Raw genomic sequence first — 16,413 nt, 5'->3', positions numbered from 1 at the left:
CAACATCCTGGCCAGAAAGCTGGCCAGGATCGCTTGGGGCGTCTTCAAGAGCGGCCGGGACTTTGACCCGGCCATGCTGAAAGTGGGTCAAGCCTGCTTCCAGCAGGCTTGACCACGAACATAGGATCTCGGCTCTACAGAGGCGTGGCCTACAGCGCGCTCTGCGGGCGCACCTTCAGCACCGCATTCTCGGTGGCGCAGTCGCGGCTGGAGTGCAGGCCGGCCTTGCGCGCCGCTTCGATCTCCTTGCGTGCGGCCAGCAGGTCCTTGTTGAAGGCCGCGTTGTCGTGCAGGCGGGCCACGGCGGCCGCGCCCATGAAGCGGCCTTCGAGGATGTCGCTCTGCCAATGCACGTTGCACACCAGGCGGCTCTCGCCGTAGTTGCGGCCGCGGGCCTGGATGGCATCGGCGCGGTCCGGCGCGATCTCCGACAGGATCAGTGCCCAGGCCCAGCCGATCGAGGTGTGGCCGGACGGGTACGAGCCGTTCTTGCGCAGGCCGTCTTCGTCCTTCGGCGAGCAGGTCGGTTCACCGTTGACCATGAACGGACGCGGGCGCTGGTAGTGGTTCTTGGCCGCCTTGGTCGCCGCACTGGCGTCGATCCGGCTGCGCTCCAGCAGGCGATACAGCGCCGGGGTCTTCACCGCATCGACGTCGATGTCGGCGGCGCAGGAGAAGTGGTTGGCGCCTTCGGGGAAACCGAGTTCCGCATCGACGCCGGCCTGGGCGAAGCGCGGGCTGCCACGCAGCGCGCGGGCCTCACGGCTGACCTGCTCGTCCAGGGCGAACGCGGCCGAACCGGCCACCGGTGGTGCCGGTACCAGGTCGAGGCTGGCCGGAACCGCGCTCTTGTCCAGATAACCCACCGCCTTGGTGGTGATGTTGGCTTCGACGGCGGTCGGCTTGGCGGCGGTGGCGGCACAACCGGCCAGGGCAGCGGCCACGGCAAGGCCGAGCAGCGGGCGGGCAGGGTGGGAGATCAGCGACATGGACGGGCTCCGGAGAAAGAACATCGCGTCATGATCGCAGTCCCAGTGCGGCACCGCAGTGGCCATCGGTCATACGGCCAGAACCGGCATGGTCATCGAAACAAGATGAAAAACGTCATCAAGTGACGCCAGTCTCCTGAATCCGGGCGCAGCGCACGGACTTTCACGCGCCCGCGCCGTGAGCATCGGCACATCGGCAGGCACCAGAGGCCGTCCAGTTCCAGCCGGGTCGGGGGGATCCGAAGACAGAGGGAGAGACGCGATGCGCAGCACCGCAACAGGAAGTACCGTCCTGGCCCTGCTCCTGGGGCTTGCAACAGCGCCGGCGCAGGCCGCCGACGTGGTCGGCGTGGCCTTCGTGCATGGCACCGGCGCGCAGACCAACGCCACCCAGGACTACTGGCAGCCGACCATCATCGACACCGTGCGCCAGGGCCTGCCCAACAGCAGCAATTACGTGGTCATCAACTGCGATTTCACCCAGTACATGTGGAAACCGGAAGCGGCCGGCTGCCTGGCCAACCAGCTGACCCGTTTCATCGACAGCCGTGGTATCACCCAGCTGGTGGTGATCACCCACTCCAACGGCGGCAACGTGGTGCGCTGGATCCTGTCCAACCCGACCTACGACAGCCGCTATCCGAAGATCATCCGCACGGTGCGCAAGGTCAACGCGCTGGCACCGTCCTCGGCCGGCACGCCGCTGGCCGATGCGGTGCTCAACGGCAATACCTTCGAAACCTCGCTGGGCTGGCTGCTGGGCTACAAGAACGACGCGGTGCGCCAGCAGCAGGTGGCGAGCATGGCTACCTACAACGCGCAGAACCTGTACGGCACCGCAGGCCGTCCCGCCCTGCCCAAGCCGTTCCGTGCGGTGGTCGGCAGCGACGTGGAATCGGCGGTATGGGACAGCAACAGCTACTGCGGTGGCTACGCCGCCAATGTCGGCCTGGAGTTCACCCAGAACTGGCTGTCCTCCTGCTCCGATGGCTTCCTGGAGTGCAGCAGCCAGAAGGCCGCCGGCACCACCTGGTTCACCGACACGCAGCGCACCCAGGGGGCAGAGCCGCTCAGCCACAACCAGAGCCGCCGCGAGTGCTTCGGCCTCGGCACCCTGCTGCGCAACGACCTGACCCAGTGAGGGAGACGACCATGACGATTCATTCCACCCTGCTGGCCAGTGCGGTGCTGGCAGTCCTGTCCCTTTCCGCCGCGCAGGCCGCGCAGCCTCTGCAGGCGGCCCGCGTGGGCGACCAGGTGCCTGCGGCGCTGGTTGCCGCGCCATTGCCGGCCGATGACAGCGAACGTGCACCGCTGTCCTTCGCCTGGGCGTTGGACCCGGCACAACCGCTGCAGGCGGCCACGCCGTATGCCTCGGTCAGCCGCAGCTACTGGCAGCAGGTCGATGGCTCGCAGCTGCAACGCGGCCTGGACCTGCCGCTGACGGCGCCCGATGCGGTGATCCAGCTGAGCCCGGCCGCAGGTGCCCGCGCGCTGCCTGCCAACACCCTGCAGATGCGCGACCCGGCTGGCCGCAGCAGCGTGGCCCGCAGTGTCGATGCGCGCGCGCTGCAGGATGCCGGCATGCCGGTGAGTGATGGCAGCAGCATGCTGCGCACCGGCGCGACCAGTTCGGCCGGTGCGTACACGCTGCAGAGCACGCAGGCGCAGGGCCGCTATGTGGTGCAGGTGCTTGAGCCGAACAGCCCGCTGCGGCTGGAAGTGCAGGCCAACCAGGCGCAGGTGCTGGCCGGTGGCAACGTGCAGCTGCAGGCACGCCTGCTGGAAGACGGCGCCACCACCGCGCAGCTGGCCTCGCGCCGTGGCGGCCTGGGCGGTGAAGCCCTGCTGGTCGCACCGGATGGCCGCAGCTGGCCGCAGCGCCTGCTGCGCACCACCGATGGTGCCCTGCGTGCACAGGTGCGGATTCCGGCTGATGTCGGCAGCGTGCAGGGGCTGTGGGAACTGCAGGTGTTCGCCCAGGCCGATGGCGTGCTGCGCGACGGCAAGGTGGCTTTCGCGGTGGCACGGCCCACTGCTCGCTTCAGTGGCCAGGCGGCACCCGACCCGGCCAGCCGCCAGGTCGCGCTGCCGCTGCAGGTGGCCGCCGCCGGTCGCTACGAGGCGCGTGGCACGTTGTATGCCACCGGCCGCGATGGCCAGCTGAAGCCGGTGGCGCAGGCGCATGCGGCCGCGTGGTTCGATGGACCGGGGCGTGGCCAGCTGGTGCTGCCATTCGACCAGGCCGCGTTGCCGGCTGGCTTCGGCGCACCCTACGAACTGCGCGACCTGCAGCTGCAGGACCAGAGCCGGATGGCACCGATCGAGTCGCGCGCGCTGGCGTTGAAGTTCTGAGCAAGGGTGCAGCGGGCGGGGTTCCGGCCCGCTGTACCGTTTTCTGTAGAGCCGAGCCTATGCTCGGCTGCCGTTCCCCGCGGCCAGAAGCAGCCGAGCATAGGCTCGGCTCTACAGTGGCATGTCGATTATCCCGCGTACGCGGTCAGCCGGCCTTCCTGCTCGCATACCGTGATCGCGCCACCGAACACCGCCGACAGCGGTTCGTTGCGCAGCAGCTCGGCGCGGGTACCGTCAGCCAGTACGCGGCCGTCACGCAGCAGCACCACGCGTTCGATCTCGGGAATGATCTCTTCGATGTGGTGGGTCACCAGCACCAGGGTGATGCCCTGCTGGGCCAGCACGCGCATGGTCGCCACCAGCTGCTCGCGGGCGACCAGGTCCAGCCCGGTGGAGGGTTCGTCCAGCAGCAGCGCCTGCGGCCGGTTGACCAGCGCGCGCGCGATCAGCACGCGGCGGGTTTCGCCGGCCGACAGCTCGGCGTAGGCACGTTCACGCAGGGACAGCGCGCCGGTCATCGCCAGTGTCTCGCCGACACGTGCGCGCATGTCGGCGGTCACCTCGCGGAAGCCGGGCACCACGTAGCTGGCGAAGAAGCCGGACAGCACCGCCTGTTCCACGGTCAGCCCCGGCATGTCGGCCAGGTTGCTGCTGAGGTCGCCGGTGACGATGCCCAGCTGCGAGCGCAGCCGGTCCACCTGCCAGCGGTTCTGGCCCAGCACCCTCACCGCGACGGAGCCGTCGACCTGCGCCAGCGGGTACAGCTCGCGGGTGATCAGCTTGATGAAGGTCGATTTGCCACAGCCGTTGGGGCCGAGCAGGGCGGTGTGCTGGCCCTGCGCGATGCGCAGGCTGAGCCCATGAAGCACCTTCACCTGGCCACGCACCACGGTGGCGCGGTCCAGTTCGATCAAGGGGGGCAGCTCCGCGACGGGCGGGGCGGCGGAAATGCGGCTGGCGCGTGGATCAAGGCTCGACAACTCAGGTCCCCAACTGTGAACGGTGCCACGGATGGCGATGCCAAGCACCGCCGCAGGGATGCAGTTTGCAACGCAAGCGCCCATCATGTCTGCCATCCCCGCGTGGATCCGGAGAGCTGCCATGCCTGATGCCCTGATGTCCCTGTTGACCGGTGGTGTTCTCGGCCTGGGGTGGTGGGCCATGCTGGCCGTGCTGCTGGTCTTCACCCAGATCACCATCTTCTCGGTGACCCTGTACCTGCATCGCAGCCAGGCCCATCGCGGGGTCGACTTCCACCCGGCGCTGGCCCACCTGTTCCGCTTCTGGCTGTGGTTGACCACCTCGATGATCACCCGGGAATGGGTGGCCATCCACCGCAAGCACCACGCCAAGGTCGAGACCGAGGACGATCCGCACAGCCCGGTCACCCGCGGCATCGGCAGGGTGTTCTGGCACGGCGTGGAGCTGTATCGGGAAGCGCGTGGTATGCGCGCGGACATTGAGCAGTACGGGCGCGGCACCCCGGACGATGCGATCGAGCGCCACCTGTACACCCCGCACGCCACGCTGGGCCCGGTGCTGCTGCTGGCAATCAACAGCGTGCTGTTCGGCCTGCCCGGCGTGGCCCTGTGGGCGATCCAGATGGCGTGGATCCCGTTCTGGGCAGCCGGCGTGGTCAATGGCCTGGGCCACTGGTGGGGCTACCGCAACTACGAGTCCGCCGATACCTCCACGAACCTGACGCCGTGGGGGTTCTGGATCGGTGGCGAGGAGCTGCACAACAACCACCATGCCTTCCCCAGCTCGGCGCGCTTTGCGATGCGGCGCTGGGAATTCGACATCGGCTGGAGTGCGATCCGCCTGCTGGAGGCGCTGCGCCTGGCCAAGGTGCTGCGGGTGGCACCGGCCATGGACGTACGCCCGAACATCGCCGTGCCCGATGCCGAGACCCTTAAGGCGCTGCTGTCGCACCGCTTCCAGGCGATGACCGACTACCAGCGCAACGTGTTCATGCCGGCCCTGCGCGAGGAAGCGGCACAGGCCGGGGCCAAGCTGCGCCGCCTGCTGCCGCGCCGGCTGCGCCGTGGCCTGGTCAACGACGGTCGCTGGTTGAAGCCGGACAGTCGTGCCCAGCTCAGCGCATGGGTGGCACAGCGCCCGCGCATCCGCACCCTGGTCGAGTACCGGGGGCGCCTGGCCGCGCTGCTGGAAGCGCGCGGCCACGATGCGGCCGAGCGCCTGCATCAGCTGCAGGCCTGGTGCCACGAGGCCGAGGAAAGTGGCATTGCCGCGCTGCAGGCCTACGCCGCGCGATTGAAGGGCTACAGCCTGGTGGGCGCGTGAGGGCAAGGTACCGACTACTGCTGGCGGCGCTGCTGCCGGGTGCGGCGCTGGCCCAGGTCACCGATACCGCCAGCTATCTGCAGCGGATGGACAGCGATGGCGACGGCCGGGTGAGTGAATCCGAGTACGTGCAGTGGATGCTGTATGCCTTCGACCGCATGGACCGCAACGGTGATGGTGTGCTGACGGCCGAGGAGCTGCCCGGTGGCAAGGGCAGGGCGATCAGCCGCGAGCAGCAGCGGCAGGTGATCGTGCAGCGCTTCCACAAGCAGGATGCCAACGGTGATGGCTTCCTCGACGCCCGTGAGCTGTCCGCGCCGCCGCGTTGAGCGGGCGTAGAATCACCCCATGCCCGAACTGCCCGAAGTAGAAACCACCCGCCGCGGCCTGGCGCCGCACCTGCAGGGTCGTCGCGTGCATGGCGTGATCCTGCGCCGCGCCGACCTGCGCTGGCCGATTCCGCCGGAAGTGGCCGAGCTGCTGCCGGGCCAGCGCATCGAGGAGATCCGTCGCCGCGCCAAGTACCTGCTGCTGGACACCGCCGTCGGCAGCGCGGTGCTGCACCTGGGCATGTCCGGCAGCCTGCGCGTGCTGCCTGGCGATACCCCGCTGCGCGCCCACGACCACGTCGACATCAGCCTGGACAACGGCCGCCTGCTGCGCTTCAACGACCCGCGCCGCTTCGGCAGCCTGCTCTGGCAGCCGGCCGGCGAAGTCCACCCGCTGCTGCAGGGGCTGGGCCCGGAACCGCTGGACGACGTGTTTGACGGCGACTACCTGTTCGCCCGCAGCCGGGGCCGCAGTGCGCCGGTGAAGACCTTCCTGATGGACCAGGCGGTGGTGGTGGGCGTCGGCAACATCTATGCCGCCGAGAGCCTGTTCAAGGCCGGCATCAGCCCGCTGCGCGAGGCGGGCAAGATCTCGCGCGAACGCTACCAGCGGCTGGCCGGGGCGGTGAAGGAAATCCTCGGCTATGCGATCACCCGGGGCGGCACCACGCTGCGCGATTTCATCAGCCCTGACGGCGCACCGGGCTACTTCGAGCAGGAACTGCTGGTGTACGGCCGCGACGGCCTGCCATGCCCGAACTGTGGCCGCGCGCTGAAGCACGCCACCATCGGCCAGCGCGCCAGCGTCTGGTGCAACCACTGCCAGCGCTGAGCCGGGCGGCCAGCGGCAGCTGAACGGGCAGGAGACGTCTCCGCTGCCCGTTAACGTTTGTCTGCCTATCATGGCCGACCTTCCCTTCGTGCCTGACGCGCCTGCATGCAACGACGCGACTTCATCCGCAATGCCTCCCTCGCCCTGGCAGCATTCGGCCTGCCGTCCCTGCCCGCGTGCGCGGCCAGCAGGAGCGGCCAGATGGGCCTGCGCCGCCTCGGCCAGCCGCAGCCGTTCGACTTCGCTACCCTCAAGGGCCAGGCGCGCGCGCTGGCACAGGCGCCCTACAAGAGCCACAAGCGGGTGCTGCCGGGCCGCCTGGAAGGCTTGGACTGGGACCAGTACCAGTCGATCGGTTACCGCCAGGACCATGCGCTGTGGGCTGACCAGCCAGGCAAGTTCCAGGCCAAGTTCTTCCATCTGGGCCTGTACTTCCATTCGCCGGTGCGCATGTTCGACGTGGTCGACGGCAAGGCGCAGGAGCTGGCCTATGACGGCGCGGCATTCAACTACGGCAAGAGCGGCATCAAGGACGGCGAGCTGCCGGCCGACCTGGGGTTCGCCGGTTTCCGCTTGAACACCCGCAAGGACACCGACCGCGATTTCGCCGCCTTCCTCGGCGCCAGTTACTTCCGCGCGGTCGGCAAGGAGGGTCAGTACGGCCAGTCCGCGCGTGGCCTGGCGATCGATACCGGCATGGGCAAGCCGGAGGAATTCCCGGATTTCATCGCCTACTACCTGGAACAGCCGTCGGCTGATTCGGACACGATCGTGGTCTACGGCCTGCTGGATTCGCCCAGCGTGGCCGGTGCCTATCGCTTCGCGATCACCAACGGTGACGTGCTGCTGATGGACATCGACAGCGCGCTGTACCCGCGCAAGGCGATCGAGCGGTTGGGCATCGCGCCGTGCACCAGCATGTACCAGGTGGGCGAGAACGACCGCCGCATGGGCTGGGACTGGCGCCCGGAGATCCACGATACCGACGGCCTGTCGCTGTGGACCGGTGCCGGCGAATGGATCTGGCGCCCGCTGCTGAACCCGCGCAACCTGCGCTTCAACATGTTCGTGGACCGCAACCCGCGCGGCTTCGGCCTGCTGCAGCGCGACCGCAACTTCGACCACTATCAGGATGACGGCGTGTTCTACGAGAAGCGGCCGTGCCTGTGGGTGGAGCCGAAGGGCGAATGGGGCGAGGGCTCGGTGCAGCTGGTGGAGATCCCCACCGTGGACGAGACCTTCGACAACATCGTGGCGTTCTGGAATCCCAAGGAAAAGCCGCAGCCGGGCCAGGAGCTGCTGGTCGGTTACCGCCTGTACTGGGGCGCCGAGCCGCCGGCACGGCCGCCGATGGCGCACTGCGTGGCCAGCCGCACCGGCCTGGGCGGTGTGGTCGGCAAGAAGCGCGAGTACTTCAGCTGGCGCTTCGCGGTGGACTTCGAAGGTGGCGAACTGGCCAGGCTGATCGACAAGGGCGAGGTCGAGGCGGTGGTGGAAGCCAGCCGGGGCCGGGTCGAGATCGTGTCGGCGCGGCCGCTGCGCGAGATCAACGGCTACCGCGCGATGTTCGACCTGGTGCCGCCGGAAGGCAGTACCGAGCAGATCGACATCCGCCTGTTCCTGCGCAGTGGTGGCAAGACCCTCACGGAGACCTGGCTGTACCAGTACACCCCGCCGCCGGCCGGAGCGCCGGAGCGCACGCTGTACTAAGAGGGGGTTGGGTTTGCAGGGCTTGCAGCCCTGCACCTGCAGAGGCCAGAGCCGAAGCAACGGCAGAAGCTGGTTTCCTGTGGGGAGGCGCGGTGGGTCCGGTTGAGGGGGACGGCGTAAATACGTCCATGTAGCCTCGGTCGCGCCATCCATGGCGCTCACGCCCCCTCAACCGGACCCACCCCGCCTTCGACAGATCGCCGCGATCTGTCGGAGCACGGGGTCGGATCCCGTTGCTGCGCAACGGGCTCTGACCCCAGATGAATTTCGATATCTGACAGATGTGCCGACCAACGGTCGGCACCCACCAACAGCCGCGTGAAATTGTCAGAGGTGGGGCGGTGTGGGTGGGCAGGACCGTTGGAGCAATGGATGGCGCCATCGAGCCCCCAGGGACGGGTTTACGGCGTGTCCTGCCCACCCACACCGTCCCGCCATCCCGCGGAATGCCGCTTTGGCTTTGGCCGTTGCCGTTGCGTTGAGCAGGTGCAGGGCTGCAAGCCCTGCAAAAGAACACCCCTTACAGCGGCAGCGGGGCCTGCGCCGGATCGATACGCCCTTCACCGCGGGTGATCTTCTTGAACTCGGCGCGGCTGACCGACACGTAGCGGTCGTTGCCGCCGATCTCCACCTGCGGGCCGTCCTGTACTGCGTGGCCATGCTCATCCACGCGTACCGTCATCGTTGCCTTCTTGCCGCTGTGGCAGATGGTCTTGATCTCCTGCATCTCGTCGGCCCAGGCCAGCAGGTACTGGCTGCCCTCGAACAGTTCGCCGCGGAAGTCGGTGCGCAGCCCGTAGCACAGCACCGGAATGCGCAGCTGGTCGACCACCTCGCTGAGCTGCCAGACCTGGGCGCGGGTGAGGAACTGGGCTTCGTCCACCAGCACGCAGCCCATCGGACCGTTCGCCGCCAGGTCCTGCTCTACCCAGCGCTGCAGGTCGGTATCACGGTCGAAGGCCATGCCCTCGGCGCGCAGGCCGATCCGCGAGGCAACCACGCCGGCGCCGGCACGATCGTCCAGGCGCGGGGTCAGGATCGCCACCCGCATGCCGCGCTCGCGGTAGTTGTGGGCGCTCTGCAGCAGGGTGGTGGTCTTGCCGGCGTTCATCGCCGAATAGTAGAAGTAGAGCTTGGCCATCGACGGATTGTACGCCGCGGCCCCGCTTCGCCGAAGCCATTCAGCAACCCCGCCGGCAGGCCGCTGTGGTCGTCACCCCGCCCCGCTACAATCCCCATCCCATGCACGGTCTCAATCCCCCCCAAGCCGCCGCCGTCCTGCACATCGAAGGTCCGCTGCTGGTGCTCGCCGGCGCGGGCAGCGGCAAGACGCGCGTGATCGTGGAAAAGATCGCCCACCTGATCAGCTGTGGCCGCTACCCGGCACGCCGCATCGCGGCGATCACCTTCACCAACAAGTCGGCCAAGGAAATGCGCGAGCGTGTGGCCAAGCGCCTGCGCGAGCAGGATGCCGACGAGGTGACGATCTGCACCTTCCATGCGCTGGGCCTGAAGTTCCTGCAGATCGAGCACGCGGCGGTGGGCCTGAAGCGTGGATTCTCGATCTTCGACGCCGACGATGCCGCTGCGCAGATCAAGGACCTGATGCACGGGGCCAAGCCCGACGACATCGAGGACATGAAGAACCTGGTGTCGCGCGCGAAGAACGCCGGCCTGTCGCCCGAACAGGCGATGGCCGCCGCACGCAGCAACCGCGAGAAGGAAGCGGCCAGCGTCTACGAGCGATACCAGCTGAGGCTGACCGCGTTCAATGCGGTGGACTTCGATGACCTGATCCGTCTGCCGGTGCAGATCCTGGAAGAGAATCCGGACATCGCCCTGGCCTGGCGCGAGCGCATCGGCTACCTGCTGGTGGACGAATGCCAGGACACCAACGACGCGCAGTACCGCCTGCTCAAGCAGCTGGCCGGTGAGAAGGGCAACTTCACCTGCGTCGGCGACGATGACCAGTCGATCTACGCCTGGCGTGGCGCCAATCCCGAAAACCTGCAGCAGATGGGGCGCGATTACCCCATGCTGGAAATCATCAAGCTGGAGCAGAACTACCGCTGCTCCAACCGCGTGCTGCGCGCCGCCAACGCGCTGATCGCCAACAATCCGCATGAGCACCTGAAGAAGCTGTGGAGCGACCAGGCCGACGGCGAACGCATCCGTGTTTGGGAATGCCGCAACAGCGAACATGAAGCGGAGAAGGTCGCCGCCGAGATCGCCTTCGTGGCGCAATCGCGCAACGTGCCGTGGAGTGACTTCTGCATCCTGTTCCGTGGCAACTTCCAGTCGCGCCCGCTGGAAAAGGCGATGCAGCTGCTGCGCATTCCCTATCACCTGACCGGCGGCACCATGTTCCTGGAACGCCAGGAAGTGAAGGACACGCTGGCCTGGCTGCGCCTGCTGGTGAACCCGGATGACGACACCGCGTTCATGCGTGCGGTGCAGTCGCCCAAGCGCGACGTCGGTGCCGGCACGCTGGCCAAGCTGGCCGAGCTGGCCCAGGAAAAGGACATGCCGATGGCGCATGTGGCCGAAACCATCGGTGCCCTGCAGCAGCTCCCACCGCGCGCGGCCAACAGCCTGGCGCGCTTCACCGACATCCTGCGCGACCTGCGTGCACAGATGCGCCAAGTGACGTCCGGCGACATGATCCGCAAGGTGGCCAAGGAATCGGGGTTGCTGAGCGAGCTGCGCCAGCAGGCCAAGGAAGAGGCCAGCTACCAGCGCCGCGCCAACAACATCGAGGAACTGGCGCAGTGGTTCGAGGGCGGCCCGCGCGGTGCAACCGCCGCCGACCTGGCCGGCCAGCTGGCGCTGCTGTCGCGCAGCGACAAGGACGAGGGCGGCAACCAGGTGCGCATGATGACCCTGCACGCTTCCAAGGGCCTGGAATTCCCGTACGTGTTCATCGTCGGCTGCGAAGACGGCGTGCTGCCGCACCAGGTCAGCCTGGACGAGGGCAACCTGCAGGAAGAACGGCGCCTGCTGTACGTGGGCATCACCCGCGCCAAGATCCAGCTGTGGATGAGCTACAGCAAGCTGACGCGCAAGTTCGGCGAGCATGTGCGGCTGAAGCCGAGCCGGTTCTTCGAGGAGATTCCGGCCGAGGAGATCCAGCGCGATGGCGCGGACCCGGTGGCCGATGCGGCGCGGAAGAAGGAGCGCGCGACGGCGGGGTTGGCCGCGATCGAGGCGCTGTTCGATTGAGGATCGAAAAGCCACTAAAGTGGTATTCCAATCCGTCCGATTGACGCTTCTGGCCTTGAGCCTGCATCGGGTTAAGGCCTAGTGTGAGCGCACCCGGAGTGCGCGCCGTGTCTTTCATCGTGTCCAACGATATCCCTGCTGTTCTCACCCGTACCTTCCTCGGGCTGGGCCTGGTCCTGCTTGTTTCAGCGCTTCTGGCCTACGTTGGGGCCAGGCGCTTCCTCGATGCGGCGGTCATTGCCGATGGCAGGATCACCCATGTGGATGCCGTCAGCGTTGATCGCGGTGGTTCGCGCACTTCAGGGGTGAAGTTCCTGTACTGGGTGGACTTCACTACCAGCAGCGGGCAAGTGATGCGGTTCTTCGCAGGTCGTACCCGCCATCGTGCCTACATGACGGGCGATCATGTAGATGTGCTGTACCTGCCGGACCGCCCGGACAAGGCCCTGGTGCGTTCGCTCTCATCACCCTGGGGCCTGAGCGTCATACTGGGAGTGACCGGCGGCCCATTCTTGCTGGGGGTGGGACTTCTGCACCTGCCGCAGGCGGCGAGGGCATGGCGGCGCAGGCAGCTCCTTCGCCACGGGACACGGGTGCAAGCCAAGGTCCGGGCGATCAAGCGCGATCGCGGAGTATTCTCGGGGGGAAGGCATCCGTTCGTCATCGTCTGCGCCTGGCGCGATCCTGAAACCACTCGATGGCATGTCTTCCACAGTGCGTATCTCTGGGCCGATCCCCGTGCACAGGTGAGTGGACGTGAACTGGATGTCCATGTCATGCCGGGCAATCCGCGCTACTACCATGTCGATATTTCCTTCATTCGATCAGCGCCGGCACCTGCACGCTGATCGATCAACCCGGCCAGCACCATGCCCACCCTCCTCAGATGTTTTTTGCTGTTTTCTTTGCCGTGGGCCTGCTGATCCTTCTGGCCGCCGCCTGGCTGTTCGTGGACGTCCAGCGTTTCGCGCGCAAGGCCGTTTCCGTAACCGGAACGGTGGTGGCCGTCCAGGCAGAGGATGCCCGGTCGGAAATGGAGGGGATGCCCGCACGTGACATCACCCTGCATCGCCCGGTGGTGAGGTTCCAGACCGCACAGGGGCAGATGATTCAGTTCACTGCGTCCTTTGCTACCGGGGCACCACTGTACGTGGTCGGCGAACAGGTACAGGTGTTATATCCCGGCGGCATGCCTTCCAAGGCTCGTATCCAGCACCCGGGATTGCGCTGGGGCGCACCGCTGCTGTTGGCGCTGATGGGCATGGGGTTCTGCCTGATCGCCGCATGCGTCCATCGCCTGTGCGTGTGCTACTGGCCGATCCTGTTCGGCCAGCGTGACGGGGCATGTGGCTAGGCTGGGCATCGTAGTGGCCCACTTGGCCTGAGCGTGCTGCACGGCGGGCGCTGGCGTTGCAAAATCGAGGTATTCCTTCCGGAGTCCACCCATGCATCCCATCGAAAGCGAACGCCTGCGGCTGCGCCGCCTGGAACCAGACCGGGATGCTGCGCCGATGCTGGCATTGCTCAATGATCCAGGCTTCGTGCGCTTCATCGGCGACCGCAACGTGCGCAGCGAGGCGCAGGCGCGGGAGTACATCGCGCTGCGGGTGCTGCACAGTTATGCGTTGAATGGCTTCGGCATGTATGCCATCGAGCGGCTGTCCGATGGTGCCTGGGTGGGTAATGCCGGGCTGGTGCGGCGGGATGGCCTGCCGGGGCCGGATATCGGCTATGCGGTGCTTTCGCAATTCGCCGGGCAGGGCTATGCCGGTGAGGCGGCGCGGGCGGTGTTCGCGCATGCACGCGGAGCGCTGGGCCTGCACGATCTGTATGGCATCACCGATCTGGACAACGTGGTGTCCGGGAAGATCCTGCAGGGCCTGGGTATGCAGACGCGCGGGGTGATCCAGTTGCCGGGCGTGGACAGCCCGAGCCGGTTGTATGCAACGCCCGGTGCGGCGCAGGTCTGACCCTTGATGTTGGTAGGTGCCGGCCGCTGGCCGGCACAGTAGCGGCTGATGGTAGGTGCCGACCGTTGGTCGGCACTATTCAGATGCAGTGCCGACCAACGGTCGGCACCCACCCCCTCAACCGCGCAGTTCGGCCAGCTGCGCCTGCAGCTCGGCCACGGCCGCTTCAAGCTGGGCCACGCGCTCGGCCAGGCCCGGGTCGGCTGCATCGCTGATGCCACCGCCGCTGCTGGCGTACCTGGCCGCCAGCGCCGCACCGTCCACTTCACCGCACAGCAGGTGCATGTAGCGGTCTTCGCGCTGGCCGCTGGCACGCGGCAGCACCACCAGCAGCGCGCGCTGCTGCAGGCGCTCGATGGCGTGGCGGGCTTCGTCGGTGTCGGCGAAGCGGTGCAGGCGCTCGCTGCGCGTGATCAGTTCGCCCAGGGTCTGCGGCCCACGCAGCAGCAGCAGCGCCAGCAGCACGGTCTGCTGCCGGGTCAGGTCCAGCGCGGCCTGCAGGCGGTGCTCGTAGCGGTCCGCGCGCGAGGAGAAGTGCTGGCGGGCCAGGCCCAACGCCTCCAGCTGGCGCAGCGCGTGCTGCACGCTGCCGGCGTCGATGTTCATCACCGGCTCGCGCGCGGTCTTCTGGTTGGCGGCCGATTGGGCGGCGTTGACCGTCAGTGGATAGGTGTCCGGCGTGGTCGCCTCCTTTTCCACCAGGCAGCCCAGCAGGCGGGCCTGCACGGCGTCGAGCAGGGGGACGTCGGGGGTCTGGACGGAATCGGTCATGGCGGCCTCCGGAAGGGCAACGGGTCAACCGCCAAGCATAGCCGTCCCGGCGCCGCCTTTGCCGGTAAAATGCGCCGGTATATCTGATTGCCGGTGAATCCATGCGTCGTCCCGTTTCCCTGTCCCTGACCCTGCTCGCCACTGCGGCGCTGGGCCTGTCCGCCTGCAAGCGCGTGGATGCGCCTGCCGCTGAAGCCGCCGCACCGGAGGCCCCGGCCGCCGCTGCCAAAGCCGACGGCGCGCTCGATGCCACTGCCAATGACAACCTCAATGCAGTGCTGTGGATGCAGCGTGCGCAGGAGTACAAGGCGATCACCGAGCAGACCTACCGCGCCGCCGCCGACCACCTGGACGCCGCGCTGAAGGAAGCCCACTGGGATGCGCTGGTGCCGGAAGAACGCGGCAACGAGGCCAAGGGCCTGAAGCCGGCCGTGGTGCTGGACGTGGATGAGACCGTGCTGGACAACTCGCCCTACCAGGCGCGCCTGGTGCGCGACGGTAAGGAATACGACGAGCTGAGCTGGGACCAGTGGGTGGCCGAGAAGAAGGCCAAGGCCATTCCGGGCGTGGTGGATTTCGCCAAGGCTGCCAACGCCAAGGGCGTGACCCTGCTGTACATCTCCAACCGCGCCGTGCACCTGAAGGACGCGACCCTGGCCAACCTGCGCGAGCAGGGCCTGCCGGTGGCCGATGACAGCGTGTTCCTGGGCCTGGGCACCGTGGTCGAAGGGTGCGAGCAGGCCGGTAGCGAGAAGAACTGCCGCCGCCGCCTGGCCGGGCAGAAGTACCGCGTGCTGATGCAGTTCGGCGACCAGCTGGGCGATTTCGTGGAAGTGACCGCCAACACCAACGAAGGCCGTGACGCACTGCTGCAGCAGTACCACGACTGGTTCGGCGAGCGCTGGTGGATGCTGCCCAACCCGACCTACGGTGGCTTCGAGCCGGCGCAGTTCAACAACGATTACAGCCAGTCGCGCCAGGCCCGCCACGACGCCAAGCGCGCTGCCCTGGACTACGCACCATGAGCCGCGCGCCACTGCCGCTGCGCGACGACGAGCGCCTGATCTTCGCGCTGGACGTGCCTGATCGCGCGCAGGCGCTGGAGTGGGTCGACCGCCTCGGCGACAGCGTGGCGTTCTACAAGATCGGCATGGAACTGCTGGCGTCGGGCGAGTACTTCCAGGTGCTGGACGAGCTGGCCCGCCGCGACAAGCGCGTGTTCGTCGACCTGAAGTTCTTCGATATCCCGGCCACCGCCGCGGCGGTGATCAAGCGCCTTTCGCAGTGGCCGGTCAGCTACGCCACCATCCACGGCTGGCACCCGGCGATGATGGAAGCCTGCGCCGCCGCCAACAGCAGCGACATGCGCCTGCTGGCGGTGACCGTGCTGACCTCGATGGGCCGCCCGGACCTGGCGCAGATGGGCATCGACCGTGAACCGGTGGAGGTGGTGGTCGAACGCGCGCTGGCCGCGCAGGCGGCCGGCATCGATGGCGTGATCGCCTCGGGCCAGGAGGCCGGCCCGATTCGCGCCGCGACCGGCGCCGGGTTCTCGATCGTCTGCCCGGGCATCCGCCCCGGTGGCCCGGTCGGCGATGACCAGAAGCGTACCGTTGGCGTGGCCCAGGCGTTTGCCGATGGTGCCGATGCCATCGTGGTTGGCCGTCCGATCCGCCTGGCCACCGATCCGCAGGCCGCGGCCCGGGCCATCCAGCAGGAAATCGCGTCGGCACTGGGTGCGCGCTGAGGTTCCGTTGCGAAGGCTGCAGGCCCGAACGCCATCCCGGCCCGCGCGGGATGGCGTTTTTGCATCTGTCTACCGAGCGGTTGTGCCCGAATCGCCGCAAAACCTGCCGTAGATTTCATTGCGTCCACCCCCATCATCAGGTGAATCAATAAAATCAATAGTTTAAGGCGCGTTACGTGAAGTGTTG

Annotated in this window: 16 protein-coding genes and 1 pseudogene; 13 read left to right on the top strand and 4 right to left on the bottom strand. The window is 67.5% G+C overall.

Annotated features, from left to right (window positions below):
* Positions 1–112, top strand: a pseudogene (locus tag AC5P8J_RS11355) (IS110 family transposase); the annotation flags it as partial.
* Between the two features lie 37 nt (positions 113–149).
* Here AC5P8J_RS11355 and AC5P8J_RS11350 read toward each other — a convergent pair.
* Positions 150–989, bottom strand: coding sequence for an acid phosphatase (locus AC5P8J_RS11350; protein ID WP_021204632.1), 840 nt, complete (start codon positions 987–989; stop codon positions 150–152).
* Positions 990–1,251: 262 nt separating this feature from the next.
* Between AC5P8J_RS11350 and AC5P8J_RS11345 the strand changes: the two genes are divergently transcribed.
* Positions 1,252–2,130, top strand: a complete 879-nt coding sequence (locus tag AC5P8J_RS11345) for a lipase family protein (RefSeq protein WP_021204633.1) — start codon at positions 1,252–1,254, stop codon at positions 2,128–2,130.
* Positions 2,131–2,141: 11 nt separating this feature from the next.
* On the top strand, positions 2,142–3,344 hold the full coding sequence (locus tag AC5P8J_RS11340) for a DUF4785 domain-containing protein (RefSeq protein WP_019658840.1): 1,203 nt from the start codon (positions 2,142–2,144) through the stop codon (positions 3,342–3,344).
* Between the two features lie 128 nt (positions 3,345–3,472).
* On the opposite strand, the gene AC5P8J_RS11335 is transcribed toward AC5P8J_RS11340, so the two are convergent.
* Complete coding sequence (locus tag AC5P8J_RS11335; RefSeq protein WP_020723483.1) at positions 3,473–4,258, bottom strand: ABC transporter ATP-binding protein; 786 nt, start codon at positions 4,256–4,258, stop codon at positions 3,473–3,475.
* Between the two features lie 187 nt (positions 4,259–4,445).
* Between AC5P8J_RS11335 and AC5P8J_RS11330 the strand changes: the two genes are divergently transcribed.
* The 4 genes from AC5P8J_RS11330 (at position 4,446) to AC5P8J_RS11315 (ending at position 8,519) form a co-directional block, all read left to right on the top strand.
* A complete protein-coding gene (locus tag AC5P8J_RS11330; protein WP_021204634.1) occupies positions 4,446–5,648 on the top strand; it encodes a DesA family fatty acid desaturase in 1,203 nt (400 codons plus the stop codon).
* Entirely contained in the window at positions 5,645–5,977 is a 333-nt protein-coding gene (locus tag AC5P8J_RS11325; protein WP_021204635.1) for an EF-hand domain-containing protein, read from the top strand. The genes AC5P8J_RS11330 and AC5P8J_RS11325 overlap by 4 nt, the downstream gene beginning before the upstream one ends.
* Before the next feature lie 19 nt (positions 5,978–5,996).
* On the top strand, positions 5,997–6,809 hold the full coding sequence (mutM, locus tag AC5P8J_RS11320; protein WP_021204636.1) for a bifunctional DNA-formamidopyrimidine glycosylase/DNA-(apurinic or apyrimidinic site) lyase: 813 nt from the start codon (positions 5,997–5,999) through the stop codon (positions 6,807–6,809).
* Between the two features lie 105 nt (positions 6,810–6,914).
* Positions 6,915–8,519 carry an OpgD/OpgG family glucan biosynthesis protein gene (locus AC5P8J_RS11315; protein ID WP_019658845.1) on the top strand — a complete coding sequence of 535 codons (1,605 nt, stop codon included), beginning with the start codon at positions 6,915–6,917 and terminating at the stop codon, positions 8,517–8,519.
* Positions 8,520–9,039: 520 nt separating this feature from the next.
* Here the strand turns inward: AC5P8J_RS11315 and AC5P8J_RS11310 are convergent.
* Entirely contained in the window at positions 9,040–9,660 is a 621-nt protein-coding gene (locus AC5P8J_RS11310; RefSeq protein WP_021204637.1) for a thymidine kinase, read from the bottom strand.
* 101 nt (positions 9,661–9,761) lie between these two features.
* Between AC5P8J_RS11310 and AC5P8J_RS11305 the strand changes: the two genes are divergently transcribed.
* The 4 genes from AC5P8J_RS11305 (at position 9,762) to AC5P8J_RS11290 (ending at position 13,708) form a co-directional block, all read left to right on the top strand.
* Positions 9,762–11,738 (top strand): UvrD-helicase domain-containing protein, encoded by a 1,977-nt coding sequence (locus AC5P8J_RS11305; protein WP_111202213.1) that lies wholly within the window; start codon positions 9,762–9,764, stop codon positions 11,736–11,738.
* A 107-nt stretch (positions 11,739–11,845) separates the two neighbouring features.
* Positions 11,846–12,586 (top strand): DUF3592 domain-containing protein, encoded by a 741-nt coding sequence (locus AC5P8J_RS11300; RefSeq protein WP_177179515.1) that lies wholly within the window; start codon positions 11,846–11,848, stop codon positions 12,584–12,586.
* 62 nt (positions 12,587–12,648) lie between these two features.
* Positions 12,649–13,092 carry a DUF3592 domain-containing protein gene (locus tag AC5P8J_RS11295; protein ID WP_167692791.1) on the top strand — a complete coding sequence of 148 codons (444 nt, stop codon included), beginning with the start codon at positions 12,649–12,651 and terminating at the stop codon, positions 13,090–13,092.
* A gap of 91 nt (positions 13,093–13,183) precedes the next feature.
* Positions 13,184–13,708, top strand: a complete 525-nt coding sequence (locus tag AC5P8J_RS11290; RefSeq protein WP_227854070.1) for a GNAT family N-acetyltransferase — start codon at positions 13,184–13,186, stop codon at positions 13,706–13,708.
* A gap of 117 nt (positions 13,709–13,825) precedes the next feature.
* Here AC5P8J_RS11290 and AC5P8J_RS11285 read toward each other — a convergent pair whose 3' ends face one another.
* A complete protein-coding gene (locus AC5P8J_RS11285) occupies positions 13,826–14,479 on the bottom strand; it encodes a YceH family protein (RefSeq protein WP_227854069.1) in 654 nt (217 codons plus the stop codon).
* Between the two features lie 101 nt (positions 14,480–14,580).
* Between AC5P8J_RS11285 and AC5P8J_RS11280 the strand changes: the two genes are divergently transcribed.
* Positions 14,581–15,504 (top strand): 5'-nucleotidase, lipoprotein e(P4) family, encoded by a 924-nt coding sequence (locus AC5P8J_RS11280; RefSeq protein ID WP_021202272.1) that lies wholly within the window; start codon positions 14,581–14,583, stop codon positions 15,502–15,504.
* The gene (gene pyrF / locus AC5P8J_RS11275) at positions 15,501–16,226 is read left to right on the top strand and encodes an orotidine-5'-phosphate decarboxylase (protein ID WP_021202271.1); all 726 of its coding nucleotides are present in this window, start codon (positions 15,501–15,503) and stop codon (positions 16,224–16,226) included. Before AC5P8J_RS11280 ends, pyrF begins: the two co-directional genes overlap by 4 nt.
* Positions 16,227–16,413: the final 187 nt, after the last annotated feature.

The sequence above is a fragment of the Stenotrophomonas sp. YJH_SMC_37 genome (assembly GCF_059370035.1).
This window is presented reverse-complemented; position numbering and strand designations above follow the sequence as displayed.